Source organism: Campylobacter concisus, assembly GCF_003048595.2.
Classification (GTDB): domain Bacteria; phylum Campylobacterota; class Campylobacteria; order Campylobacterales; family Campylobacteraceae; genus Campylobacter_A; species Campylobacter_A concisus_L.
Genome location: NZ_CP049270.1, coordinates 718,656 through 742,241, shown reverse-complemented (window position 1 = coordinate 742,241; position 23,586 = coordinate 718,656). Strand labels below are relative to the sequence as shown.

The 23,586-nt window shown below is 36.6% G+C and carries 24 protein-coding genes; 5 read left to right on the top strand and 19 right to left on the bottom strand.

Annotated features, from left to right (window positions below):
• Nucleotides 1-101: 101 nt before the first annotated feature.
• Complete coding sequence (locus tag CVT15_RS03745; RefSeq protein WP_054196475.1) at nt 102-608, top strand: hypothetical protein; 507 nt, start codon at nt 102-104, stop codon at nt 606-608.
• Here CVT15_RS03745 and CVT15_RS03740 read toward each other — a convergent pair.
• Genes CVT15_RS03740 through rsmH form a run of 3 tightly spaced genes read right to left on the bottom strand, consistent with a single transcriptional unit; the run spans nt 587 to nt 3,754 of the window.
• Nucleotides 587-2,536, bottom strand: coding sequence for an FUSC family protein (locus tag CVT15_RS03740; protein ID WP_107897962.1), 1,950 nt, complete (start codon nt 2,534-2,536; stop codon nt 587-589). The genes CVT15_RS03745 and CVT15_RS03740 overlap by 22 nt on opposite strands.
• Nucleotides 2,527-2,820, bottom strand: a complete 294-nt coding sequence (locus tag CVT15_RS03735; protein WP_002940285.1) for a hypothetical protein — start codon at nt 2,818-2,820, stop codon at nt 2,527-2,529. The genes CVT15_RS03740 and CVT15_RS03735 overlap by 10 nt, the downstream gene beginning before the upstream one ends.
• A 10-nt stretch (nt 2,821-2,830) precedes the next feature.
• Nucleotides 2,831-3,754 (bottom strand): 16S rRNA (cytosine(1402)-N(4))-methyltransferase RsmH, encoded by a 924-nt coding sequence (rsmH, locus tag CVT15_RS03730; protein WP_103576611.1) that lies wholly within the window; start codon nt 3,752-3,754, stop codon nt 2,831-2,833.
• 127 nt (nt 3,755-3,881) lie between these two features.
• Between rsmH and CVT15_RS03725 the strand changes: the two genes are divergently transcribed.
• The 4 genes from CVT15_RS03725 (at nt 3,882) to ftsZ (ending at nt 8,653) form a co-directional block, all read left to right on the top strand.
• Nucleotides 3,882-4,469 carry a class II aldolase and adducin N-terminal domain-containing protein gene (locus CVT15_RS03725; RefSeq protein WP_103576612.1) on the top strand — a complete coding sequence of 196 codons (588 nt, stop codon included), beginning with the start codon at nt 3,882-3,884 and terminating at the stop codon, nt 4,467-4,469.
• A 138-nt stretch (nt 4,470-4,607) separates the two neighbouring features.
• Nucleotides 4,608-6,065, top strand: a complete 1,458-nt coding sequence (locus CVT15_RS03720) for a peptidylprolyl isomerase (protein ID WP_087585749.1) — start codon at nt 4,608-4,610, stop codon at nt 6,063-6,065.
• A 6-nt stretch (nt 6,066-6,071) separates the two neighbouring features.
• Nucleotides 6,072-7,499: a cell division protein FtsA gene (ftsA, locus tag CVT15_RS03715; RefSeq protein ID WP_107897963.1), complete on the top strand. Its 1,428-nt coding sequence runs from the start codon at nt 6,072-6,074 to the stop codon at nt 7,497-7,499.
• A gap of 14 nt (nt 7,500-7,513) precedes the next feature.
• Nucleotides 7,514-8,653, top strand: a complete 1,140-nt coding sequence (gene ftsZ, locus CVT15_RS03710) for a cell division protein FtsZ (RefSeq protein WP_087584329.1) — start codon at nt 7,514-7,516, stop codon at nt 8,651-8,653.
• Nucleotides 8,654-8,741: 88 nt separating this feature from the next.
• Here ftsZ and CVT15_RS03705 read toward each other — a convergent pair whose 3' ends face one another.
• From CVT15_RS03705 to rpmH, 16 genes are all read right to left on the bottom strand, one after another.
• A complete protein-coding gene (locus CVT15_RS03705) occupies nt 8,742-9,035 on the bottom strand; it encodes a metal-sulfur cluster assembly factor (RefSeq protein WP_021091019.1) in 294 nt (97 codons plus the stop codon).
• A gap of 3 nt (nt 9,036-9,038) precedes the next feature.
• A complete protein-coding gene (locus CVT15_RS03700) occupies nt 9,039-10,229 on the bottom strand; it encodes a peptidase M50 (RefSeq protein ID WP_087585747.1) in 1,191 nt (396 codons plus the stop codon).
• Between the two features lies 1 nt (nt 10,230).
• Entirely contained in the window at nt 10,231-10,569 is a 339-nt protein-coding gene (locus CVT15_RS03695; protein ID WP_021090578.1) for a hypothetical protein, read from the bottom strand.
• A 73-nt stretch (nt 10,570-10,642) separates the two neighbouring features.
• Nucleotides 10,643-11,683, bottom strand: coding sequence for a peptide-methionine (R)-S-oxide reductase MsrB (gene msrB, locus CVT15_RS03690; protein WP_107897964.1), 1,041 nt, complete (start codon nt 11,681-11,683; stop codon nt 10,643-10,645).
• A gap of 79 nt (nt 11,684-11,762) precedes the next feature.
• The gene (gene purH / locus CVT15_RS03685) at nt 11,763-13,295 is read right to left on the bottom strand and encodes a bifunctional phosphoribosylaminoimidazolecarboxamide formyltransferase/IMP cyclohydrolase (protein ID WP_107897965.1); all 1,533 of its coding nucleotides are present in this window, start codon (nt 13,293-13,295) and stop codon (nt 11,763-11,765) included.
• Nucleotides 13,296-13,317: 22 nt separating this feature from the next.
• The gene (locus CVT15_RS03680) at nt 13,318-13,890 is read right to left on the bottom strand and encodes a hypothetical protein (protein WP_107897966.1); all 573 of its coding nucleotides are present in this window, start codon (nt 13,888-13,890) and stop codon (nt 13,318-13,320) included.
• On the bottom strand, nt 13,891-14,625 hold the full coding sequence (locus tag CVT15_RS03675; RefSeq protein WP_107897967.1) for a TerB family tellurite resistance protein: 735 nt from the start codon (nt 14,623-14,625) through the stop codon (nt 13,891-13,893). It lies immediately after the preceding gene.
• Nucleotide 14,626: 1 nt separating this feature from the next.
• Nucleotides 14,627-15,688, bottom strand: a complete 1,062-nt coding sequence (locus tag CVT15_RS03670; protein WP_087578654.1) for an SDH family Clp fold serine proteinase — start codon at nt 15,686-15,688, stop codon at nt 14,627-14,629.
• A 3-nt stretch (nt 15,689-15,691) separates the two neighbouring features.
• Nucleotides 15,692-17,881, bottom strand: a complete 2,190-nt coding sequence (gene purL, locus CVT15_RS03665) for a phosphoribosylformylglycinamidine synthase subunit PurL (RefSeq protein WP_107897968.1) — start codon at nt 17,879-17,881, stop codon at nt 15,692-15,694.
• Between the two features lie 271 nt (nt 17,882-18,152).
• Complete coding sequence (locus CVT15_RS03660) at nt 18,153-18,740, bottom strand: NAD(P)H-dependent oxidoreductase (RefSeq protein WP_054196461.1); 588 nt, start codon at nt 18,738-18,740, stop codon at nt 18,153-18,155.
• Between the two features lie 42 nt (nt 18,741-18,782).
• Complete coding sequence (gene mnmE / locus CVT15_RS03655) at nt 18,783-20,108, bottom strand: tRNA uridine-5-carboxymethylaminomethyl(34) synthesis GTPase MnmE (RefSeq protein ID WP_107897969.1); 1,326 nt, start codon at nt 20,106-20,108, stop codon at nt 18,783-18,785.
• Nucleotides 20,105-21,166: a Jag N-terminal domain-containing protein gene (locus CVT15_RS03650; RefSeq protein WP_107897970.1), complete on the bottom strand. Its 1,062-nt coding sequence runs from the start codon at nt 21,164-21,166 to the stop codon at nt 20,105-20,107. Before CVT15_RS03650 ends, mnmE begins: the two co-directional genes overlap by 4 nt.
• Nucleotides 21,166-22,719 carry a membrane protein insertase YidC gene (yidC, locus tag CVT15_RS03645; RefSeq protein ID WP_107897971.1) on the bottom strand — a complete coding sequence of 518 codons (1,554 nt, stop codon included), beginning with the start codon at nt 22,717-22,719 and terminating at the stop codon, nt 21,166-21,168. Before yidC ends, CVT15_RS03650 begins: the two co-directional genes overlap by 1 nt.
• 1 nt (nt 22,720) lies before the next feature.
• The gene (gene yidD / locus CVT15_RS03640; RefSeq protein WP_107897972.1) at nt 22,721-23,062 is read right to left on the bottom strand and encodes a membrane protein insertion efficiency factor YidD; all 342 of its coding nucleotides are present in this window, start codon (nt 23,060-23,062) and stop codon (nt 22,721-22,723) included.
• On the bottom strand, nt 23,059-23,394 hold the full coding sequence (gene rnpA, locus CVT15_RS03635) for a ribonuclease P protein component (protein ID WP_072594909.1): 336 nt from the start codon (nt 23,392-23,394) through the stop codon (nt 23,059-23,061). Before rnpA ends, yidD begins: the two co-directional genes overlap by 4 nt.
• On the bottom strand, nt 23,382-23,516 hold the full coding sequence (gene rpmH, locus CVT15_RS03630) for a 50S ribosomal protein L34 (RefSeq protein WP_002940373.1): 135 nt from the start codon (nt 23,514-23,516) through the stop codon (nt 23,382-23,384). Before rpmH ends, rnpA begins: the two co-directional genes overlap by 13 nt.
• Between the last annotated feature and the right edge of the window lie 70 nt (nt 23,517-23,586).

The window sequence follows — 23,586 nt, the reverse complement described above, 5'->3', positions numbered from 1 at the left end:
TAGCTCCTTAAATTTTGGGCAAATTGTATCTAATTTTGTTTGAATTTATAGATTCTTAGATATAATTAGTCAAAATTTCAAAGGTAAAAAGTTTATAAAAAATGCAAGAAACTTTAAAAGATAGAATCATAAAAAACGTTTTTTTTGTTTCAAAACAGCCAGTTTTATTCAGGGATCTACTTGAAGCAAATGCCCTTTTTAACGAAGGTATGCTAATAGATGGAGCAAAGTTAAATTTTAGATTTAATCACATCAAACTCTATCAGATTTACGCACTTATCTGTTTTGTCATTTTATTTCCATTGTTAATCATCACGCATCATTTTTTAGCAAAAACTGATGCGCATATATCGATAATAGCGACTGCTGTCGTCACATCAGCCGTTTTTATTGGCTTTGATATGTTTAAAGTCTGGGCCAGAAGAGAGATGAGTGAAGAGCTTATAAAAAAGGCTTGGAGCGTGCATTTTCCATATTTTGCCTACGAAAAATATTCAAGCAAGGTTGAAGAAATTTATAACACCGCTCTTAAAAATGATGTTTCAAAAAAAGATTTAGAACAATATATATATGAAAAGCTAATTTCTCAAAAAGAGAGCGCTGAGTAAATTTCATTTTGCCCTAAAGTAACTCGTAAAATTAACTTTTTAGCGTTTTCGTCTTTGCAAAGTAGTTTCGCTTCTATATCACTTATAAAGTAATATGGAAGCTTCTTGATCTTTTTATCTAGCATTAAAAATCTATCTGAGATGATTTTTACATCATTTTGCAAGGTGTTTTTCTCTTTTAACTCGTCTAAGTTTAAATAATTTCTAAGTTTAACCAGATCGCTATTTATATCATCAAGCTTGCTAGCTATAAATTTTGCATTTTTCATACTATCATTGTCTAAATTTTTACTAACTTTGATAGCGTAGTTTAGCTCATTTAACGATCCCAAAACCCCTTTTTCATCCGTGCTAAAAGCATCTTTGTTTGATTCATTTAGAGAAATTTGCACTAAATTTCTAAAACACATCAAGGCACTGCTTAAGCTATCTTTTATAGTTGTATAGTCATTTTTCCTAGTTAGCAAATATGTGACAAAAACTATCACAAAACCAGCCGCCACATCAAGTAATCTATCAACCATAAGAGCTAAAAAGTCTCTTTTTATAAGCGAAAAAATGGCTGTAAATTCAAACATAAAAGCCGTTGCAAAGACAATTTGCTTATAGGCTTTAAGGTAATAAACCAAAAACATACCGATAAAGACAACCACGTAAAATGCGTATGATTCACCCATAAATTTCACAAAAACAAGTGCGATAAAAAAGCCGATAACTCCGCCAAGAAGGCTATCTCTGCCAGCATTTTTTAAAGCATCTTCGTCGCTTTTGTTTAGGCTCATCACAGCTATGGCGATCCAAATTCCATGATTTATATGCATGGCCTGCGCTATAAAAATGGCTAGCGACATACAAATGGCAAGCCTTAAAGACTCTTTTAATATTTCATTTTTTAAATTTATCTTTTTAAATGCCTCTTTTAGCGTGATCTTTTTTGTATTATTAAAAGAGAGCTTATCCTCGCCGCCCTCTTTTATAAGCAAAAATTTATCATAAAGCACACCAAGCGAGCTTGCAAAAATTTTAAAATTTGAGTTTTTAGCTAAATTTAGCGCTTCAAATTTTAGCTTTGGAGTTTGATTTTTAAAGATATTTTTAAGTTCAAAAAGATTGTAAGCGATCTCATTTTTTACCTCATTTAAAAGCGCTTTGTCATCGATCCTTTCAAACGAAGCGCCTAATGTTCGAAGCAAAACAGCGATCTCTTCAACTTTATAAAAATAAAATAGAGCCTTGGCTTGATTTCTAACTAACTTAACATCTTTTATCTTTAGGCTTTTATTTGCGAAAATTTCTTTTGATTTGTCGATCAAACTCATCAAATCTGCGATACTTGCGTAAAAATGGCTCGTGCCAAGTGCTTTGCTCGATAAGATGGCGTTGTCTAGTAAAAAGCTGATGCTCTTTTTAGTAAATTTACCGTATTTGCCAAAGTTTTCAAATTTTATGATGATGCTTAGCACGCCTGCAAGCACCAGACCGCCGATGCTTTCAACCACATTTAGCCCAACTGCAGCCTTTGTCACAAAGGCAACTAGCCCTGTTGCATTTACGGCAAGTAAAATTTTGTTTAAATTTGAACTATAAATTTGGCTAATGCCGACCATAAATATCCAGACAAATACGATAAGCGAGAGCCAAACGCCAAGGCTGATAAATGGATCAACAAATGGCATAAAAGCGCAAGAAAGCGCGATATAGAGTAGTAAAAATGCGAATTTACTCCTATCTTTACACTCAAGCTCGCCAAGAAAGAAGATACCCATCGTGATATTTACAGCCATGATGGCGCCACTTAGATGAAAGAAGTGAAAGCACAAAAAACAGTTAAAAGCTATGGTTGTGGCAGCTTTTAGCGAGTAAATGAGCTGGAAATTTGCAGGGTCGTAGTAGTGGATGAAGCTTTTAAATTTCTTGATTATTTCCATTGACGCTCTTGCATATTGTTTAAAATTTGATTTTTATAACGTAAATTTTCAAGCTTTATGCTAAGAGCTCTGTTCTCTTCAAGAAGCATATCTCGTTTGCCACTGATGTCGGCGATATCTCTACTTATATAATAAATTTGATTTGCTATGTAAATTTTTGGCAAAAATAGAGCTAGTGCTATAAAAACCGCAAGATAGACCATCACTAGCGTCTTAAAGCTTAAATTTACCTCACGTTTTTGCTCCTCGTCGTGAAGTGTTAGCAGCTCTTCTTTTTCTTGCATCTTTATCCCTTTATCTTATTATCTTAAAAACACGCAGTTTTGCGCTCTTGCTTCGTGAGTTTTGCGCTAGCTCACTTTGGCTTGCTGTTAGTGGCTTTTTGGTTAAAATTTCGCCTAACTCGTGGTTATTTCCGCACTCACATCGGTAGATACCAGGCGGGCAGATACAGCTGTTTGCCCACTTTTTGAAGCGCTCTTTTACGATCCTGTCTTCAAGTGAGTGAAATGTTATGATCGCCACTAAGCAATCTTTAAAACCGCCCTTTTCTATACTATCAAGCAAATTTGTTAGCTCGTCTAGCTCGCCATTTACCTCTATCCTGATCGCCTGAAAAGCCAGTATCGCAGGGCTAACTCCTCGTCCTTTTATCTGAGCCGTGCCGATCAAATTTGCTAGCTCTTTTGCGCTTGTTATCTTGGCTAAATTTCTAGCATTTATTATCTTGTTTGCGATCCCAGAGGCATTTTTTAGCTCACCATAATCCCTAAAAATCCTAACTAACTCATCAAAAGAGTAGCCATTTACCACGTCATATGCACTAAAACTTCGCTCTTTATCCATACGCATATCAAGTGTGTTTGAGCCGATACTAAAGCCTCTATCATCTTTATCTATCTGCAAAGAGCTAACGCCAATATCAGCTAAAATTGCTCTAACATTTGAAATTTCATCGCCACTAAGCTTGCTAATAAGCTCAGAGAAATTGCTCTTATAAATTTTCACTCTGCTGCCAAATGGCTCAAGTTTTTTGAGTGAGAAATTTATAGCTTCGTTGTCTCTATCGCAAGCGATCAAATTTAAATTTTCATTTTGAGACAAAATAGCACTAGAGTGTCCAGCATATCCAAGCGTGCAATCTATAAAATTTCCATTTAAATTTTTAAAAAAGGATAGAACTTCATCAAGTAAAACACTGATATGTGGACTTTGCAACACTGCCTCTTTATAGTAAATAGTGTGGAAAATTTATCGAAATTTTACTTAAAAAGCTATCATTACACAAAATTTTACATAAATTTTAAGATAGCTTAAATATAATCGCTTAAACGTAGGAGGAAAAATGGAGCTAGAACACTCAATAAATGAGATAAAAACGATATCACTTTCTATGTTTAGAAAGAATTTTTTTGGCGTCTTTCATGGCTCGATTTCGGCAAGAGTCGAAAAAAATCAATTTATAATCAATAAACAAAATGCCATTTTTGATAATTTAAAAGATGATGATTTGACACTTCTTTCATCAAAAAAAGACTATCGTTGGAATGAAGCTAGTCTTGATGCTGATATACACTTAAATATTTATAAAAATATAAATGAGGCAAGATTTGTTTGCTACGCGATACCACCATACGCAACTGCCTACGCGATGAAACATGAAAAAATTGTACCGAAAGATTATTTTGGGTATATGAGATTTGATAAAATTTCTGTTTATGATCCAAAACAATATGATGACTGGTATGAACGTGCAGAAACTGAAATTTATAGATATATGCTAGAAAAAAACACAAACATTATTATCGTTAAAGGATATGGCATTTACGCATACAGTAGAAGCCCTCAGCTTCTTGCAAAAGAGATAGCTTTGCTAGAAAATAGCTGCAAATTGCTTCATTTAACTAGTGGTTATAGCGATTATAGTATTTAAAAATTTTGCTAACAATGCTAAAAAATTGTTAGCAAAATTCTTCACAAAGGTATTTTTAAAGCCCTATTTTAAGCTTATTTAAGGCAATTTTATATAATATATCATACAAATTTCGTTAGTCTTTTAAAGGAAAATTTAATGTTGTCTTGGATGCAAAAACATAAAAAATACCTAGTTGTTACCATTTGGGTAAGTACAATAGCCTTTGTTGGAGCAGGCTTTGTAGGCTGGGGAGCATATGATTTAAACAGCAATCGAGCCACCTCAGTAGCAAAAGTAGGACACAGAAATATAAGCATTCAAGAACTACAACAAAAATACGATAGCTTATATCAATACTATAACAATCTTTTCGATGGCAAATTAACACAAGAAAAGGCTAATGAGTTAGGATTACAAAATGCTGCACTTCAGGCTACAATTCAAGAGAATTTACTATTAAATTTTGCAGACGATATAGGTCTTAGTGTTAGCAAAGATGATATTTTAAAATATATAATCGCGGATCCAACATTTCAAAAAGATGGTGCTTTTGATAAAAATTTATACTACGATATTTTAAGAAGAGCTAGAATAAATCCAACTGATTTTGAAGAAAATTTAAAACTAACAATACTACTTGATAAACTTAGAACTATTTTAAATTTACCAGCCAACAAAGAAGACATTGCAATGATGGAAGCAAGCTTTTTTATGCAAGACAAATTAGCAATACAGATAATAAATGCTAATCAAAGTGATATAAAAATAGATGAAAAAGAGCTAAAGGATCTTTGGGAAACAAATAAAAACAACTATATGACAAAGACCATATACGGTCTAGAAACATACTTTATAGAGTCAAATAAAAATGATGTAAATCAAACTACTTTGAGTGACTACTATAACGAAAATAAGGAGAGATATAAAGGCTCTGATGATAAAATCAAATCATTTGACGAAGTAAAGACTGAAGTTATTAAAGACTACAATATCGAGAAAAGCAAGACTGATGCTTTAAAAAAATATACCTCTATCAAAAAAGCCGAGCTTGCAACAAATGAATTTGTTAGTGTAAATGAAGATAATGCGACATTCTCACTTGATGAAATAAAAGGGGCAAAAGTTGGTGAGATTATAAAACCATTTACATATAAAGATGGATATTTGATAGTTAGAGTAAAAAGCATAACTCCTCCACAACCTATGAGTTTTGAACAAGCAAGAGTAATGGTACTTGAAATTTACAAAGATAAAAAGAAAAAAGAAAACTTAACAACTATGGCAAAAGAGTCTTTACAAAATTTCAAAGGAACTGATATAGGCTTTATTAGTAGAGATATAAATAGCTCTATCTCAGGACTAAATGAAAGTGAGACTAGAGCTTTTGTTTCTCAACTTTTTGAAACTAACAATAAAAAAGATTATGTTATATTAGAGGATAAGGCCGTTATATACGATATTTTGGAACAAAGGTTGCTTGTAGATAATATGGATAATAACTATAAGCAAATAACACAGCAAAACGTTACAATGCTTAAAAATAATGAGTTAATAAAAGATTTAACAAACAAACTGAAAAAATACTATGAAATTAAAGAATATATCAAAAGGTAATTTATCTTGAGTACAAAAATTTTAGGTATAGATATCGGCTCTTTCCAGATTTGTGCAGTAATAGCACAACATGATGAAAATGGTATTAAGATAATTGGAATTGGAACTGAAAAAACACAAGGAATAAGAAAAGGTGTTATAACCAATATTGAGCAAGCTGCAAAGTCAATAAAAAATGCATTAATAGAAGCACAAAGAGTTGCAGGAACACGCTATGAAAAAGTCATAGTTTCTATTTCTGGTGCGTATACAAAAAGCGTTGACAGTAGTGGTGTAGTAAATATACCAAATCATGAAATAGGTATAAAAGAGATCGAACGTGCTATGCAAATGGCCGATCATACAGCTGATATACCTCATGAGTATGAAAAGCTACATGTTCTTCCTTACAATTTTAAAGTAGATGGACAAGAACATATTGAAGATCCAATAGGCATGAATGGTAGCAGGCTAGAAGTTCAAACACATATTGTTACAGTACAAAAGTCATCTATTAGCAACCTAAGAAAAGCCGCAAATTTAGCAGGTGTTCAACTAGATAACATAGTCCTTTCAGGATATGCTTCTGCGATAGCAACATTAACAAAAGATGAGAAAGAGCTTGGTGCTGCACTTGTTGATATGGGTGGCGCTACTTGTAATCTTGTAGTACATTCTGGAAATTCTATAAGATACAATGAATTTTTACCTGTTGGCTCAGCAAATATTACAAATGATCTTTCTATGGCTCTGCATACACCTCTTCCAAAGGCAGAAGAGATAAAATTAGGTTATGGTGCTTTAATAAATAAGTCAGTTGATTTAATAGAGCTTCCGATCCTTGGAGATGAAACAAAAAGTCATGAAGTTTCACTAGACATAATATCAAATGTTATATATGCCAGAGCAGAAGAAACCCTTATGGTACTTGCTAAGATGCTAGAAGATAGCGGCTATAAAGATAGCATTGGTGCTGGAATAATACTTACTGGCGGTATGACTAAGTTAGAAGGTATTAGAGATCTTGCATCTGCGATATTTGATAAAATGCCAGTTCGTATAGCAAAAACAAAAGAAATGGATGGATTATTTGAAATTTTAAGAGATCCAGCAAATTCTTGTGCTATAGGGCTTTGTTTATATGGTGCTGGCAACTTTAGCCCATACGAGATTGATTCTGAGAAAAAAATGAGATACCAAGGGGAAATAGCCTCAAAACCAAAAGCAAATTTTAGAAATGTTTTTGTAGAAGAGGAAAATGTACAAAATTTTGGACAAGAGGTGCAGGATCCAAATGAAAAAGAGGATAGTTTTTCAGATAAAGATTTTGAATTAGAGGTAGCAAATAAATCAAAAAACAAAGAAGAGCTTGCCAATATTGCAGATATTAGCAAACAAGAAAAAAAGCCAAATGCTTTTGCAAAATTTTGGTATAGTATTACACAATTATTTTAAGGAGAATTTCAAAAATGAGTAGCTTCACAGTAGAAGAAAATAAAAGCATCTATGGTGCAAAGATAAAGGTCGTAGGTGTAGGTGGAGGTGGTGGCAATATGGTCAACCACATAATAAGAGTTAATCCAAATTTAAATATAGATCTTATTGTTGCCAATACAGATGCTAAGGCTCTTGAAAATTCTCTTGCACATACAAAAATACAGCTTGGAGAAAAGACAACAAAAGGCCTAGGTGCAGGCATGAGACCTGAAATAGGAAAAGCTGCTGCTGAAGAGAGCTACGATGAAGTAAAAAGTGCACTTGAGACATCAGATATAGTTTTCATTGGTACAGGACTCGGTGGCGGAACTGGTACTGGTGCTGCTCCAGTTGTTGCTCAAGCTGCAAAAGATATTGGTGCACTAACAGTTGCAGTTGTTACTATGCCTTTTATGTTTGAAGGAAAAAAACGTAGAAAATTGGCTGATTGTGGCCTTGAGGAACTTAGAAAAGAAAGCGATTCTATTGTTGTCATTCCAAACGATAAACTCCTAACATTAATTGATAAAAATGCTGGTATAAAAGAAAGCTTCGAAATGGTCGATGAAGTACTTGCAAGAGCCGTCAATGGCATGAGTACGATCGTACTTGATTCAGGAAAAAGCGATATAAATCTAGACTTTGCAGATGTTAGAACGATTATGAGCCATAGAGGACTAGCTTTAATGGGTGTTGGCGAAGCAAGTGGCGAGGATGCAGCGCAAGAAGCTATAAAAAATGCTATACAATCACCACTTCTTGATAACATGACAATAAATGGTGCATTTGGTATTTTAGTTCATTTTAGAATAAGCCCTAGTTGCCCACTAGCTGATATCAATAATGCGATGAGTATTATTCATGAGGCAGCGGATGAAGATGCTGAAATTATATTTGGTACAACAACTGATGACAAAATAGAAGACAATAAAGTTGAAGTTACAATAATAGCCACAGGTTTTCAAAGCTCACAAAAAGAAGCTGAGAAAAAAGATGAAGTACAAACTTCTAATGCAAACGATATCATAAAAAAAGAGCGTATATTAAGACTTAAAAAAGTTAGTGGTGGATATGACGAAGACTATATGTCACAGCTTGATGTGCCATCATTTATGCGCCATCAAATGGACTAATAAAAAACAAACTCCTTAAAATTTCTAGAGAGCTTTTGCTCTCTAGCTTATAAAAATTTACAAACTTTCAAATCTAAAAACTTAAAAATTAAACTCCAAGTTGTGCTTTTACAAAATCACTTGCCATTTGTATATTCCACTCAGGCTCCCAAACAAGGTCGATCTCGCACTCTTTGACACCTTCTATATCAAGCACGGCTGTTTCTACCCAGCCAAGTATCATTTCGTGCAGTGGGCAAGATTTAGTTGAAAGCGTCATAGTAACTTTTGCTTTGCCATTCTCATCGCAGCTCGCATCATATATAAGTCCGAGCGAAACGATATCAAAGCCAACTTCTGGATCAACGATATTTGACAGTGCGTTATAAATTTTTTCTTTCATTTTTTATCCTTTAAAACCAGTAAATCTAAAAATATTTATTATATTGATTGATAGCAAAACTATACTAAGAGCTATAAAAATCATACCTACATGTACTAAAATTTCTAGTTCAAAGCAAGTTGAGAAAAGATAGCAAAGAAGCGAGATAGCATTAAAAGCTATACCAAAATAAGCTATCTTTTTTAGTATCATGGCATCAAGAAGTGGCACTTTTACCTTTCCAACAAAAGGTGCTACGTAGTGATACCATATGAGAAATGGTGCGATCTTGTAAAGATGAGCTACGATAAAAGCAAACAAAAAGCCATATATTAAAAAATATGCAGCTAAATTTAATTTATCCAAAGCTATAAAAACAGCAGCACCAAGTAAAGCCAGCAGTGAAAGTACGATATTTACATTCCAGTAATCATACGCCTTTCTAATGCGTTTTTTTAAAATATAAAGCGCTTGAGCTATAAAAAGTAAAGCTGCCACACATATTGACAAAATAGATAAATTTTCATTAAAAGCTAGCAAGATACCACCCAAAATATAGCATGCTAGTGAGGCCTTGCTAAGTGTAAATTTTAGATCGTGAGCCAATGCAAACATAGGTAGGAGTACGCTAGCAGCTCCAAGTATCACAAGAAATACAAATCCCAGCACAAAATAAACGTGAAATTTTAGTGTCATCTCAAAATCAAGCATCAGCGTGCCACTAAGTATCATAAGCAAGCAAAAACCAAGCGTTATTCCAATTAGCAAAAAGATAGCTGAAACAAAAAGTGCAAAGGCCGCAAAGCTCTTTTTTTCATTATCCATAAAGCTTAATGCGTAAGTCGTTGCAAAAAAAGCGAGCGAGCAAAAAAGCAAAACTCCACTAATTTGTAAAATTTTAGCCTCAGCAAATAACATCCCGTAGCACATGCCCAGCAACGATAGACAAAAAATAACCAAATTTAAAATAGCACCTTTTGCGGTAAAAAATGGCTTTTCTAAAATTACTGAGGTTAGCTGATAGAGCGCTCCGATGATAATGCTCATAACAAAGCCAACAAAAAATATATGCAAAAAACCAGCTGTGTTTAGTGAGCTAATCGCATCAAAATCTGCATAAAAGAATGCCGGCACACTTAATGCCAAAAACAAAATTCCAGCAATAAAATATCCACCGACTAACTTAAATGGTGGTGCGTAAGTATTTAAAAGCATCTTAGTGGCAAAGACTCGTATCTACGTCTTCTATATTTGCGCCGTCTTTTAGGCTAAAAATCATCTTTACAGCCCCACCATCTATATCTTCACGCTCTATATCAAAGCTCTTGTCTATCTTTGGTATAAGACCAGCTGGAAATTTATGATTTAGCATCATAATTTTTGTGTTTTTATCAGCAAATTTAATAGCGATTAATGCATTGACCATCGGCTCTGGCGGCACGCAAGGACGTGAGTCAAAGCCAACAAAATTTACACCATTTTCATTAAATTTATAAAATGGCACGGTTGCACCATCGACATTAAACTGCTCCGCATTTTTGAAAAAATCACTCATTTCTTCTCCTTTTAATTTTGGAGAATTATACTCTGATTAAACTTTTTAAACTATTGATTTGCTTCAACAAAAGCTATTTTACATAAGGTATAAATTCCTCATACCCTAGTCTTGCCATATCTTCAAGCGGTATAAATTTAAGACTCGCGCCGTTTATGCAATATCTTAGCCCACCCTTATCGCTTGGGCCATCGTCAAAAACATGCCCAAGGTGCGCGTCACTATTTTGCGACTTAACTTCGACCCTTTTCATCATAAACGAGTTGTCCTCCTTATATGAAAGAGCTGTTGTCGTGATAGGCTTTGTAAAGCTTGGCCAGCCACATCCTGCATCAAATTTATCTGCACTTGAGAAAAGTGGCTTTCCACTCGTTATATCTACATAAATTCCTTTTTTATCGAATTTATCATACTCGCTGCTAAATGGCCTCTCAGTCGCCGCTTCTTGTGTCACGGCATACTGCTCGCTACTTAAATTTTTCTTTAACTCGTCTTTACTGAGTGGCTTAAATTTTGCCTCATCGTAAAGCGGTTTATTAGCTAAATCTAGGTCAATGTGACAATATCCAAAAGGATTTTTATCAAGATAGTCTTGATGATACTCCTCACCTAAGACGAAATTTTTAAGTGGTGCCACCTCAACCACGATCTTATCTTTAAATTTCTTTTGCTCTATTTTCATAAAGCTCTCTATCGTTGGCAGATCACTTTCGCTCACATAGTAAATTCCACTTCTATATTGCCTACCAACGTCATTGCCTTGTTTATTTAATGAGGTCGGGTCGATCACTCTAAAAAAATGAGCCAAAATTTCAGCCAAAGCGACTCTGTTTTCGTCGTATTTTACATAAAGTGTCTCAGCATGATCGCTCTCATGAAGCTCGCGGTAGCTAGTATTTTCGCTCTTGCCATTTGCATAGCCTACCTTTGTATCCACTACGCCAAATATCTTTTTAAAATATCCCTGCATACCCCAAAAGCAACCACCTGCTAGATAAATTTCTTTTAAATTTTGCCCTGCCATCGTCTGCTCCTTTATAAGCTCATCTTTTGCCATCAAATTTAGACCAAAAAGTACTGCCGCCATTAAGATAAATTTTAAGATCTTTTTCATTCTATCTCCTTTCGTTTTGAAAGATTATATGAAATTTAAAGTTATAAAGTGTGAAGAAAGGGGCAAGCGCCCCTAAATTTTAGTGTAAAAAGTGTCTAACGCCAGTGAAGTATAGTGACATGCCATGCTCATTGGCAGCCTCTATCACCTCATCATCTCTGATGCTACCACCTGGCTCGATGACGCATTTTACGCCGACCTTACTAGCGATATCGATACTATCTCTAAATGGGAAGAACGCTTCGCTTGCAAGTACGCAGCCGTTTAGATCGATCTTTAGTTCTTTTGCCTTTGCCACGGCCGCACGAGCAGCATCAACGCGGCTTGTCATACCCATGCCAATAGCCACCATTGCGCCATCTTTTACATAAACCACGCAGTTGCTCTTCGTTAGCGCAGCTACTTTCCACGCGATCTGAGCATCTTTTAGCTCGCTACCAGTTGCAAATTTCTTACTCATTTGCTTCATATTTTCAAGCTCTTCGTCTTTTACATAGTCTCTTTCTTGAAATACAAATCCGCCATCAACGTGCTTAAAGTCAAATTTATCATTTGAGCGAACTAAAAATTTATTGTCTTGAGTGAAAATTTTGATACGTTTTTTACTCTCAAATACTTTAAGAGCTGCTTCATCAACATTTGCAGCAATTATTACCTCAACATAAATTTCATTTATCTTTTTAGCTAGTTTTTCATCAAGTGTGCCATTTATTGCGACTACACCGCCGTAAGCTGAGATCGGATCGCATTTAAGTGCGGCCTCGTAGCTATCAAGCAAAGTATCTTTTACTGCAAAGCCGCAAGGGTTAGCGTGCTTGATAATAGCCACAGCTGGCGCGTCATCAAAACTAGTTGCAAGCATCAAGGCGCCATTTATATCGGTCATATTATTGAAACTTGCCTCGCCTTTTAAGGCTCTAAAGTTGTTTGTGAAGAAATAATCAAACTCATAAAGTGCCCCTTTTTGGTGAGGGTTTTCACCGTATCTTGTATCAAAAACCTTACTTCCCACGATAAATCTAGCATCGCCAAAACCGCCATTAAATCTATCATTCATATAGTTTGCGATCGTGCTGTCGTAGGCCGCTGTGTGCTCGTAAGCCTTTATCATCAGCGATCTTCTAAACTCAAAATCATCGCTTTTTTCTCTTAGACGCTTTAAAATTTCGTCGTAGTCAAGCACATTTGTGACAATTAGCACGTCTTTAAAATTTTTAGCCGCACTTCTTACCATGGCTGGGCCACCAATGTCGATATTTTCGATGATCTCGGCAAAGTCATCAGTCCTGATGGTAGTCTCTTTAAATGGATATAAATTTACGCAAACTAGGTCTATGCCCTCGATGCCATACTCCTTTGCCTGAGCCATGTGCGTATCGTCGTCACGTTTGTGCAAAATGCCACCATGTATCTTTGGATGAAGCGTCTTTACCCTGCCCTCAAACATCTCAGGTGAAGCTGTAAATTCACTAACTTCAGTAGCTTTGACACCCTCGCTCTTTAAAAGTTTATAGGTGCCGCCGGTTGAAAGTATCTGCCAGCCAAGCTCTTCCAGCCCCTTTGCAAACTCTACAATGCCCTCTTTATCGCTAACGCTAAGCAATGCTCTCATTTTTTCTCCTTTATTAAATTTTTTATCTTTTTGTTAAACACATACCTTTTACAAGCAAAAGCTGCCCCATTTTTATATCCTTTGCGATATTCTTTATAGATAAGGCTTCTAGCGTAACCATAACATTTGTAGCTACATCTATATAATAGTCTTTTCTCTCTATAAAGTTTTCACGCTTTTGACCAACAATATCAACGCTAAAGGCATAGCTTGAAATTTGATTGCCATCAAAATAACGTGCATCTAATACGCTTAAATTTACAGATTCCTCTTTCTCAAGCGCCTCGCATATCGGCTTTTTTGAGCTAAATTTCATCACCTTTATGCCGCGATCATACGAAAAGATATACTCACTAATTTCATTTATTTTTTTTGCTTGAACTGACATAATGTCGCTCTTGTTGCCATCTTTATCAACAAATATTATGCTCACATTGCTATCTTTAACATCGTAGTTACTGATGACCAACCTTTGATCTTGATAAAGCTCGCTTTGCGTAAGCTTAAATTTTATCTCTTTTCCATCGACATTTACCACTTTAAAATCATTACAAAAGCCAGCCACCGCTAGCAGCAAAATAATAAATTTCTTCATCTAAACTCCAAATTTCTCTTTTAATCGCCCATAAGCCTCGTTTATCTCCTGAAGCTTCTTAGTCGAGCGCTCTATCACCTCTTTGCTCTCGCCCCTACCCATCAAAATGTCAGGATGATACTGCCTCACAAGCTCTTTGTAGCGAGCCTTTACCTCATCAAGGCTTGCATTTTTACTAAGTCCCAAAACCTCAAATGCATCGTTTTCTTGGCTCATCTCATCGCGGTCTGCCCCAAATCTTGAGCCATAAAAGCTATCAAATTTATAGATTATCTCATCAAGCGTCTCTTTATCTATGCCAAATCCATAAGCGATGTTTCTTATAACATCTTGCTCGCTTTTGTTAAATTCTCCATCGATGTAGGCTAAATTTAGAAAAAAAGTGAGCCTAGCCACGCAGGTATCGTAGTTTAGATTAAACTCGCGCTTGTAGTTTCTGGCGGTTTCATAGGCGTTATCTACATTTTCTTTTTGGCTGTTATAAACCTCTTTTAGATACTCACGCACGCCGCTAACGCCGCTAACTTTCTGGCTTAGATCATCAAGCACTTGAGTGATCAGCCTAGCCTCTAGCTCGCTAACTCTACCGTCACTCTTAGCCACTTTTGCCAAGAGTGAGACTAAAAATTTGGCCTCATTTACGTTTGCTTGTTTTCTGCGGTTATTGCTTAACTGTACCTTTAGCAGCAAAAATATAGCACCACCTAGTATCAATAAAAATAAGATACCAGACATGTTACCACAAGTGATAGATGGTATTTTTTATTTTGCCATTTACTAGCTCGTTTTTACGCCAAGAGCTCTCGTCATTCATCACATTCCAGCGACGCTCTTCAGGGCGATAAAACCAGTCCTTATCTATCTGATAGTAAATTTGCTTGCCATTTGTTTCAATAATATTTGCGATATTGTTATCGTGGTAGCTATTTTCATCATAGTCAGTAAAAGCTCGCTGTCCCATCTCAGAGTAAAGTAGCGTTAGCTCTTGAAGCATCTCGTTTAGATCATCATCCATCTTTTTTACATGAAGGCCGATCTCGTGCGCCTCCCTAAAGAGGATTGGATATTCATGAGCTGGGTAGTCGCCATTTAGTCTTTCAGAAATTTCTGCGATCTTTTTATCGTCCTCAATGTGATACCTAAGAAGCTCGGTACAAATTTTAAGAGATAGCGAGCTAGCACGATCAACCGCACCAAATACTAGCGGATGGATATACTCATAAAGTGAGTTATAAGGGTTTGTATCGTTTGGCCTATCTTTATCTTGCTCTTTCCAAAGCTTGACCACACGACTAAGTTCATCCATCGAAACGCTCACAAGCTCATTGCCTTTGTTCGTCGGACTAAGCTCGTGTTTGAGCGAGGTATCGACAGGCGTTAGATAGGCAAGTGGCCCCATGACGATCTCATTTGCACCAAGTGCCATCATGGTAGCAGCCGAGGCGCAGTTTGCAGGTATTAGAGCTATTAAATTTTTGCAGTAATTTCTAAGTGTAGTGATGATCCTAAGAGCGGCAATACCACTTCCGCCGTCACTTTTTATAAAAAGATAAGCAGTATCTATCTTTTTACCCTTTAAAATTTCATACATAGCACTTGCATCGTTGCCGCAAACACTACCAGCGTTTGAATTATAGTAAGTTATCAAAGTAGCGTTTAGTCTTTTTTCGATTGATTTTATTAAATTTTGTGTCTTACTAAAAAGTACTGGCGGCTTTGCTACGCCTCGTTTTTCAACTTGTTCTGCTTCCTTTTGCTCATTTTCAGCCTCAGCAACCTTGCTCTTTTTTAAAGCCATTTCTTAATCCTCTTTTCTAACGATTTTTGCAAACTCATTTAGATAAATTTCTCTTATCTCATCCACGCTCTCATCGATATCATTTAGTTTAAATCTTCTACCGTCACTAACACCGATCTTTTCAAATTTTACACCAAATTTAGCAGCAAGCGCTTCAAATTTAGCCTCATCTTTCACACCCACAACTGCTCTTGAAAAGCTCTCGTCAAATATAAAATTTGACTCTTTAAATTTCGCCTCGCAGTTTACGCCGATATTTGAGATACTAGCCATTTTTGCTAGTGTAATAGCAAGACCGCCCACACCTACGCTATTTGCAAACTCTAAAATTTGATCTTTATTTGCTTCTATCACTAGATCCCAAAGGGCTCGCTCAGCTTTATAATCAACCTCTTTTAGCTTTCCGCCAACCACGTTAAATAGCGCCTTTGCGTAAAGTGAGGCAGCAAATTCCCCGCTTGTCTCACCAAGTAGGTAAATCGCCCTGCCCTCGCTTAAAAATGTGCTTTTTAGATTTAAGTTTGCATCCTCATTTACACCAACTGTGACGATGGCTGGTGTCGGATAGACGCTAACGCCGTCAGTGTCGTTATAAAGGCTCACGTTACCGCTAACAACTGGCGTATTTAGCTCACGGCAAGCCTCTTTTATACCTTCACATCCCTCTTTAAACTGCCACATTACCTCTGGATTTTGTGGGTTGCCGTAGTTTAGGCAGTCGGTGATCGCAAGTGGCACAGCGCCACTCATCGCTACCTTTCTGCCAGCTGCAGCAACTGCTCTTGCAGCGCCAATTTTTGGATCAACGAAATTTGCTCTAGGATCGCACTGCGCAGCCATAGAGACGGCCTTTTTAGTGCCTTTTACCCTAATACTTGCAGCACCCAAGCAACCTGGCTGTTTTATAGTATTTGTCTGAATATTTGCATCGTATTGATCGTAGATAAAGCTTTTATTTAGCACCTCTGGCTCTTTTAAAAGCTTAAAAAATGCGGTTTTGTTATCAACATTATTTGGGATTTTTAAATTTGCTATCTCATCAAGGTATTTTGGACATGCGACTGGACGATCAAGCACTGGAGCTGCCTCGCTAAGTGGGCCGATAGGGATTTCGCCTGCAAGCTCACCATGCCAGTAAAGCTGCATCACACCGCTACTTGTGACCTCACCGATGATCTCAGCATCAAGGTCCCACTTCCTAAAAATTTCAAGCACCTTTTGCTCATAGCCCTTTTTTGCGCATATTAGCATACGCTCTTGAGACTCGCTTAGCATTAGCTCATAAGGCGTCATGCCAACTTCGCGCATCGGCACGCGGTCTAGATACATCTTCATACCGCTGCCGCTTCTACCAGCCATCTCAAAGCTAGAGCTTGTTAGCCCTGCTGCGCCCATGTCTTGGATGCCGATGATGTAGTCTTTTTTAAAGAGCTCTAAGCACGCCTCCATAAGCAGCTTCTCGGCAAATGGATCGCCCACTTGCACCGTTGGGCGAAGCGATTTATTCTCGTCGTTAAAGCTATCGCTCGCCATCACGGCGCCTCCAAGTCCGTCTCTACCGGTCTTTGAGCCCACGTAAATGACTGGGTTGCCTACACCTTCGGCCTTGCCGTAGAAAATTTCATCACTTTTACAAAGCCCAAGCGCAAAGGCGTTGATTAGGATATTGCCATTAAAGCTAGGATCAAACGTAGTTTCGCCGCCGATAGTTGGAATACCCATGCAGTTACCATAGTGCCCGATACCTGCGACACTTCCTTTTAACAAATATCTATGCTTTTTTGCTAGCTCGCTCTCGCCTCTTATCTCGCCAAAACGAAGTGAGTTCATGTTCGCAACAACTCTTGCGCCCATCGTAAAGACATCTCTTAAAATTCCACCAACGCCAGTTGCAGCGCCCTGAAACGGCTCGATAAAGCTTGGGTGATTGTGACTCTCCATCTTAAAAACAGCGGCAACCCCATCGCCAACATCGATGACGCCAGCATTTTCGCCAGGTCCTTGGATGACCCAAGGAGCTTTTGTCGGAAAGCCGTTTAGGTATTTTTTACTTGATTTGTAACTGCAGTGCTCGCTCCACATCGCTGAAAATATACCAAGCTCTAGTAAATTTGGCTCACGGCCTAAAATTTTTAAGATCTCTTCATACTCTTCGTCGCTAATTTTATGTGCTTGTATGGTAGCTTTATCCATTGATGTAACCTTTTAAGAATTTTAAGCCATTTTACAATCTTGCTTATAAAAAGTTACTAAAAAGCCTTTTGAAATTTAGCAGAATAAAGCATTATTGAGAGAATTTTGCCTACTTTGATAAGGCCTTTTTATATTAGCATTTTAAAATTTATGCCAGTGTTTTATTTTTGCTAGCATGGTAATAAAAAGTGGCAAAATTTTCAAACCTAGCTCGTAGCTATTTTGTTGCCACTTTTATTCATATTTGCAGTTTTGTTTCTATTTTAAATTTCTATTTCGTATTTTTAAAAACTTTTTCAAGATGCGCTTCATACTCTTTTATGTATCTTGGTACATCTGGCATCTTGATCACATCATTGCACATAAAATATGGAAGTGGCTTCATGCCCAAAAACTCATTTGCCTTTCTAAAATGAAAATAAACCCCATCGATCCCGCGCGCATCAAAAAACTCGCTTGGATCGCTAAATGCCTCAGCTGGGGCATTCCAAGTAAGGCTTAGCATAAATTTCTTTTCATTTAGCAAGCCACCCTTGCCATAGTTTTTAGTTGGATCCACCCTATGCCTGCCATCGCTCGTATAAAGCTTGCCGTGGCCTGCAGTAAAGACCTCATCGATATATTTTTTCACTATCCAAGGCTCGCCCATCCACCAAGCTGGCATCTGCCAAACTACCGCTTCCATCCAGAGAAATTTCTCAACTTCAGCCTCGATATCATAGCCATGATCTATTGTAGTTTGTTTTATCTCGTGACCCATTTTTGCGAGCTTCTCGCATGCAAGGTCGTGAAGTGTTTGATTTAGTCTGCCATCTGAGTGGGCAAATTTTTTACCACCATTTATAAGTAAAATTTTCATCGTATCTCCTTTAAAAAACGAAAATTTTAACCAAAAAAACTATCATTTTCCTAAACAAAAATGGCTAAACATCTCGTCTAAAATTTCACTTCTCTCAAATGGCTTTGTGATACTTGCAAGTGCCTTTATAGCAGTATTTAGCTCGTAAGCGAAAATTTCTAGTTCATCTTCGTTTAGCCTTAAAAACGCTCTTTTTAAAGCCTCGCTCGCCTCTTTGCAGCTTAAAATTTGGCGGTTTGAGCTTAGCATGATCTCGTCGGTATCTTGTGTCTTGAGGTAGCTCTCAAGCTCTTTTAAAACTACGCTCGTATCGGTTTTTGCTGAAATTTTGATCGCATCCTCTAACTCAGTATCAAATTTAAATGCCAGATCGCTTTTGTTTAGTATAAAAAAGGCTTTTTTATTTGAGTCTAAAACGAGCTTGATTATCTCTTTGTCTTGCTCGTCACTTGGACAAGAGCCGTCAAAAACAGCTAGGATGATGTCGGCCTCGTTTATGGCTGAGATTGAGTAGTTTATGCCGATTTGCTCGATCTTTCCAGCATCTTTTCTGATGCCTGCGGTGTCTATTATACGAACTAGATGCGAGCCGATCTTGAAATTTTCTTCTATCCTATCTCTGGTCGTGCCAGCCTCGTCGCTAACGATCGCTCTCTCGTATGCCAAAAACGAGTTTAAAATGGAGCTTTTGCCAACATTTGGCTTACCAACGATAGCGATCTTAAAGCCATCAATCAGCCCTCTTCTTTGCTCGCTAAGAGTGGCTATACGCTCTAGCTTCTCGCTATTTTTTAAAAGCATCTGCTTAGTCTGCTCTAGTAAATTTGCAGGCAAATCATCATCAGCATAATCAATCATTGTCTCAACAAAAGCAAGAGTCTTGACCACTTCGCCCCTGATCTCACCTACAAATTTACTAAGATCGCCCTGCATCTGGCGGGTCAAAATTTTAGCTGCGATCTCACTTTTGGAAGTGATGAGCCCTTGCATCGCCTCAACCTTAGCTAGATCCATCTTGCCATTTAAAAACGCTCTCTTGCTAAACTCACCTGGCATAGCAAGCCTTGCACCAGCTCTTATTAGCTCATTTAAAATTCTCTCACTCACCATAACGCCGCCATGAGTTTGAAACTCGACAATATCCTCACCTGTAAAGCTTGCTGGGCCTTTAAAATACATAACTATACCCTCGTCTAAAATTTCATCATCAAGGGAGTAAATTTTGGCTAGTTTTGCGTATCTTGGCTCCAAATTTGAAAGTTTAAGGAGTTTTAAAGAGATGGCTAGGGCGTCCTTGCCGCTAAGCCTTACGATAGAAACTGAGCCGATGCCATAAGCTGTGGCAATGGCTGCAATGGTTTCACTCATTTTTTGAAAAAGTCATTTACAACGACAAATTTGCCGTCATTGCCGCTTTTTATGCCGACATATTTATCTGGGAATTTCTCGCGAAGCTTCTCAAGCGCGATCTTGACCAAAACCCCGTCAAGTGGCTTTGTTTGAGCTCTGCCACTATTTTGCACACGCTCGATCACGCCATTTAGATATTGATCCATCATCGCTTCTTGATTTTGCAAAAATTGCGCGATCTCAAGGCGGATAGCGAGGTTGTATTTTGAATTTAACCAGTTATAAAGCATGTAAGATATCGCTTTATATCTATAACCCTCTTTGCCGATAAGTAGCGCCGCGTCAGCACCATCAAGCTCTATAAGCACCGTTTCATCGTCAAATTTGCTAACTTCAATTTTACTAATATCAAAACAACTTGCCTTAAAAAGACGGTTCATGCCATCTTTGATCTCAGGTAAAATTTTATCAAAGTCGATTGTTGCTTTTTCTTTTTTTTCTTTTTGTAAAGCTTGAGCCGCACTCTCTTCATCAGTTTGGTTAAAATTTTCAATAATAGAATTATCTAAAATATTTTTAGGAGCATTTTTACCAGCTTGTGGCTCCTTTATTTCTTTTGGCTCATCAAGTCTCTTTATCACATATCCTGGTTCAGCTTCTTCTTCACTCTTTTGAGCAAACGCATCTTTAGCTAGAGCTTCATTTTTTTCACTTAAATTTGACTTTTCATTTTTATGCTCTTTTTGCTCAAATTTAGTTTCGTTTTTTTCATCTCTATGTTTTTTAGAGCCTCGCTTTTTATCGCTATGATCGTATTTTTTAGCTTGCTTTTTATCTTCTTTTACAGCCTCATTCTCATCATTTTTTTTAACAAAATTTTTATCATTTTTTGGCTTGTGTTGTGGTTTTGGCTGATTTTCTAAATTTGCTTCGATGATCGCACTTCTTTTAAAAAATCCAAAAAAGCCACTGCTTGGATGCTGTAAAACTTTTATATCAAGCTGAGTTACTGAGCAGTTAAGCTGCTCAGCTGCCTTTTGAAATGCCTCTTGAAGGGTATTTGCTTCTATTTTCATTAAGCCTTTACCTCCGCAGCTTTTTTATGTTTTTCAAAAAGTTTATTTACAAAGACTTGTTGAACGACCGAGCAAACGTTATTTACAAACCAGTAAAGCGTAAGACCTGCTGGGAATGTCACGAAGAAAAATGTAAAGATAAGAGGTAAAAATTTCATCACCTTTTCTTGCATAGGATCAGTAAATGTCGTTGGTGTAAGCTTTTGCTGCAAAAACATCGTAAGACCCATCAAAATAGGTAGTACAAAATATGGATCCATTACTGAAAGATCGTGTATCCAAAGTATCCAAGGAGCACCTTTTAGCTCGATCGCATTTAGTAAGACGCGGTAGATCGCAAAAAATACTGGGATTTGAAGCAAGATCGGCAAGCATCCACCCATTGGATTTGCGCCATGCTTTTTATAAAGCTCCATCATATGAACTTGCATTTTTTGCTTATCATCTTTATATTTTGTCTGAAGCTCTTTTACCTTTGGAGCAAGCTCTTTAAGCTTATTCATGGATAGCATACCCTTATATGTAAGCGGGAATAAAACTATCCTTATAACAAGCGTTAGCACAACTATCGCCCAACCCCAGTTGCCAATGTAGTTATGTAAGAAATTCAAAAATGCAAACATCGGTTTTGCTATAAATGTAAACCAACCATACTCAATAACGTCGTTTAGTCTCTCGTCCATTGAGCTTAAAATTTTATGCTCTTTTGGTCCGATATATGCGCCTAATTTTAAATTATCATTTGCCTTTACAAAAAGAATAGGATTATTGTTAGAATCTTTATCTACGGCTACTTCAAATGGCTTTTCAAATGAGTAAAATAGCGTCGTATAGTATCTATCAGATGCGGCTGCTATTGTGGTATTTGCATAGTTTTTAACCTCTTTAGCGTCGCCATCTTCAATAATATTTAGGCTATCATCCGTGTTTCTAAGCATAACGCCATGAACTGTGTAGCTATCTATCGCGATATTTGGTCTAAAGCCAGGAGTGATGAAATAATCAACATTTTTACTTAAATTTACTTCAACTTCATATCTACCATTTGGGTAAAATTTGATATTTTTTGTAATTGTAATGCCATCTAAATTTTGAGTAAGTTTTATAGTTTTAGGCTCGCTACTGACATCTATCTCGCTAGCATCGCTACTATATGCAACCTTAAAAGCATCGGCATTTAGCATACTATCGTTAAACCTAAGCTCAAGTGGCAATGGATTTTGTGAAACAAGCTCGATTTTGTTACCATCTTCAGTTTTATACTTCTCTTCAGTTAAATAGAATTTTGAAATTCTTCCTAGCTTATCTATCTTTGCTTCGTAGCTTTGGCCTTTGATAGTAGCGATTATCTCATTTGAAGCCAAATTTTCATTTGATTTTGGTGTATTTTGATTTATATTTGGAGCTTTATTTTGATCTATTGTTTGAGACATTGTAGTTTGGTTTTGCTCAGGTATCACCCTTTTTGGCATAAAAAAATCATACACTATAAAAAAAACAATAGATAAAAGCGCTGCAAGAAGCAACCTTTTTTGCATAGACATCTGTTCCATTTTATATTTTTTCCTTTAATTTATCTAATACTTTTACGACATAAAATTTACTATTCCGACAAGGGACAAACCAAAAATTTACATTTTTGGTATCACTTTTTTGAGATATAAAACATAAGTTAAATTTTTTGTAGATGATTGGGTAATTGATACCGCCTTTAAAAAGCTGATTACATTTTAAAATTCGCATGAAGGTTGCAAAAAAAGCAGAAAAAAAACTATTTGTTTGAAATTCCCAAATCGCGTATTGTGAACAAGTCGGGTAATAGCGACAGCTTTTTGGTAGAAGTATGGAAATATATTTTTGATAAAAAGCGATAGCTTTAATCGCAATTTTTTTCATTTTAAACATCCCATTTTTTTTGTAGACCAACTTAAATTTTTACAAATTTTTTCAAATGAAATCTCTGTAATTCCATTTTTTGCGATCATAATATATGTGCCATCTTTTAATTCACTAGAAATGTTAAAAAAAGCGGCTCTCAAAAGTCTTTTTGCTCTATTTCTAACTACCGCTTTTCCTACTTTTTTACTAGCAACTACTGCTATTTTTTTTTCATTTGTTGGTTTATAAAAAACAATGCAAGCATCACAATGCCACTTGCTAGCCTCTTTATAAACTTGAGAGAATTCTTTTGAGCCGCTTAACGACTCAAAACCAGCTAAGCAGCCAATCTTTTTCTACCTTTGGCACGTCTAGCGTTTATTACCTTTCGGCCATTTTTAGTTTTCATTCTTAAGCGAAAGCCGTGAGTGCGTTTTTTAGGGGTTTTATGAGGTTGATAAGTCCTTTTCATTTCTATCCTTAAAGTTAATATAAAAAGTGGGATTTTATCAAAGCAATACTTAAATTCCTTTGAATAACTT

Bases quoted from the DNA above. Each gene is read 5' to 3' on its own strand.
- CVT15_RS03745 (WP_054196475.1), top strand. From the start codon at position 102: ATGCAAGAAACTTTAAAAGATAGAATCATAAAAAACGTTTTTTTTGTT.
- CVT15_RS03740 (WP_107897962.1), bottom strand. From the start codon at position 2,536: ATGGAAATAATCAAGAAATTTAAAAGCTTCATCCACTACTACGACCCT.
- CVT15_RS03735 (WP_002940285.1), bottom strand. From the start codon at position 2,820: ATGCAAGAAAAAGAAGAGCTGCTAACACTTCACGACGAGGAGCAAAAA.
- CVT15_RS03725 (WP_103576612.1), top strand. From the start codon at position 3,882: ATGGAGCTAGAACACTCAATAAATGAGATAAAAACGATATCACTTTCT.
- CVT15_RS03720 (WP_087585749.1), top strand. From the start codon at position 4,608: ATGTTGTCTTGGATGCAAAAACATAAAAAATACCTAGTTGTTACCATT.
- ftsZ (WP_087584329.1), top strand. From the start codon at position 7,514: ATGAGTAGCTTCACAGTAGAAGAAAATAAAAGCATCTATGGTGCAAAG.
- CVT15_RS03705 (WP_021091019.1), bottom strand. From the start codon at position 9,035: ATGAAAGAAAAAATTTATAACGCACTGTCAAATATCGTTGATCCAGAA.
- CVT15_RS03700 (WP_087585747.1), bottom strand. From the start codon at position 10,229: ATGCTTTTAAATACTTACGCACCACCATTTAAGTTAGTCGGTGGATAT.
- CVT15_RS03695 (WP_021090578.1), bottom strand. From the start codon at position 10,569: ATGAGTGATTTTTTCAAAAATGCGGAGCAGTTTAATGTCGATGGTGCA.
- msrB (WP_107897964.1), bottom strand. From the start codon at position 11,683: ATGAAAAAGATCTTAAAATTTATCTTAATGGCGGCAGTACTTTTTGGT.
- purH (WP_107897965.1), bottom strand. From the start codon at position 13,295: ATGAGAGCATTGCTTAGCGTTAGCGATAAAGAGGGCATTGTAGAGTTT.
- CVT15_RS03680 (WP_107897966.1), bottom strand. From the start codon at position 13,890: ATGAAGAAATTTATTATTTTGCTGCTAGCGGTGGCTGGCTTTTGTAAT.
- CVT15_RS03675 (WP_107897967.1), bottom strand. From the start codon at position 14,625: ATGTCTGGTATCTTATTTTTATTGATACTAGGTGGTGCTATATTTTTG.
- CVT15_RS03670 (WP_087578654.1), bottom strand. From the start codon at position 15,688: ATGGCTTTAAAAAAGAGCAAGGTTGCTGAGGCTGAAAATGAGCAAAAG.
- purL (WP_107897968.1), bottom strand. From the start codon at position 17,881: ATGGATAAAGCTACCATACAAGCACATAAAATTAGCGACGAAGAGTAT.
- CVT15_RS03660 (WP_054196461.1), bottom strand. From the start codon at position 18,740: ATGAAAATTTTACTTATAAATGGTGGTAAAAAATTTGCCCACTCAGAT.
- mnmE (WP_107897969.1), bottom strand. From the start codon at position 20,108: ATGAGTGAAACCATTGCAGCCATTGCCACAGCTTATGGCATCGGCTCA.
- CVT15_RS03650 (WP_107897970.1), bottom strand. From the start codon at position 21,166: ATGAAAATAGAAGCAAATACCCTTCAAGAGGCATTTCAAAAGGCAGCT.
- yidC (WP_107897971.1), bottom strand. From the start codon at position 22,719: ATGGAACAGATGTCTATGCAAAAAAGGTTGCTTCTTGCAGCGCTTTTA.
- yidD (WP_107897972.1), bottom strand. From the start codon at position 23,062: ATGAAAAAAATTGCGATTAAAGCTATCGCTTTTTATCAAAAATATATT.
- rpmH (WP_002940373.1), bottom strand. From the start codon at position 23,516: ATGAAAAGGACTTATCAACCTCATAAAACCCCTAAAAAACGCACTCAC.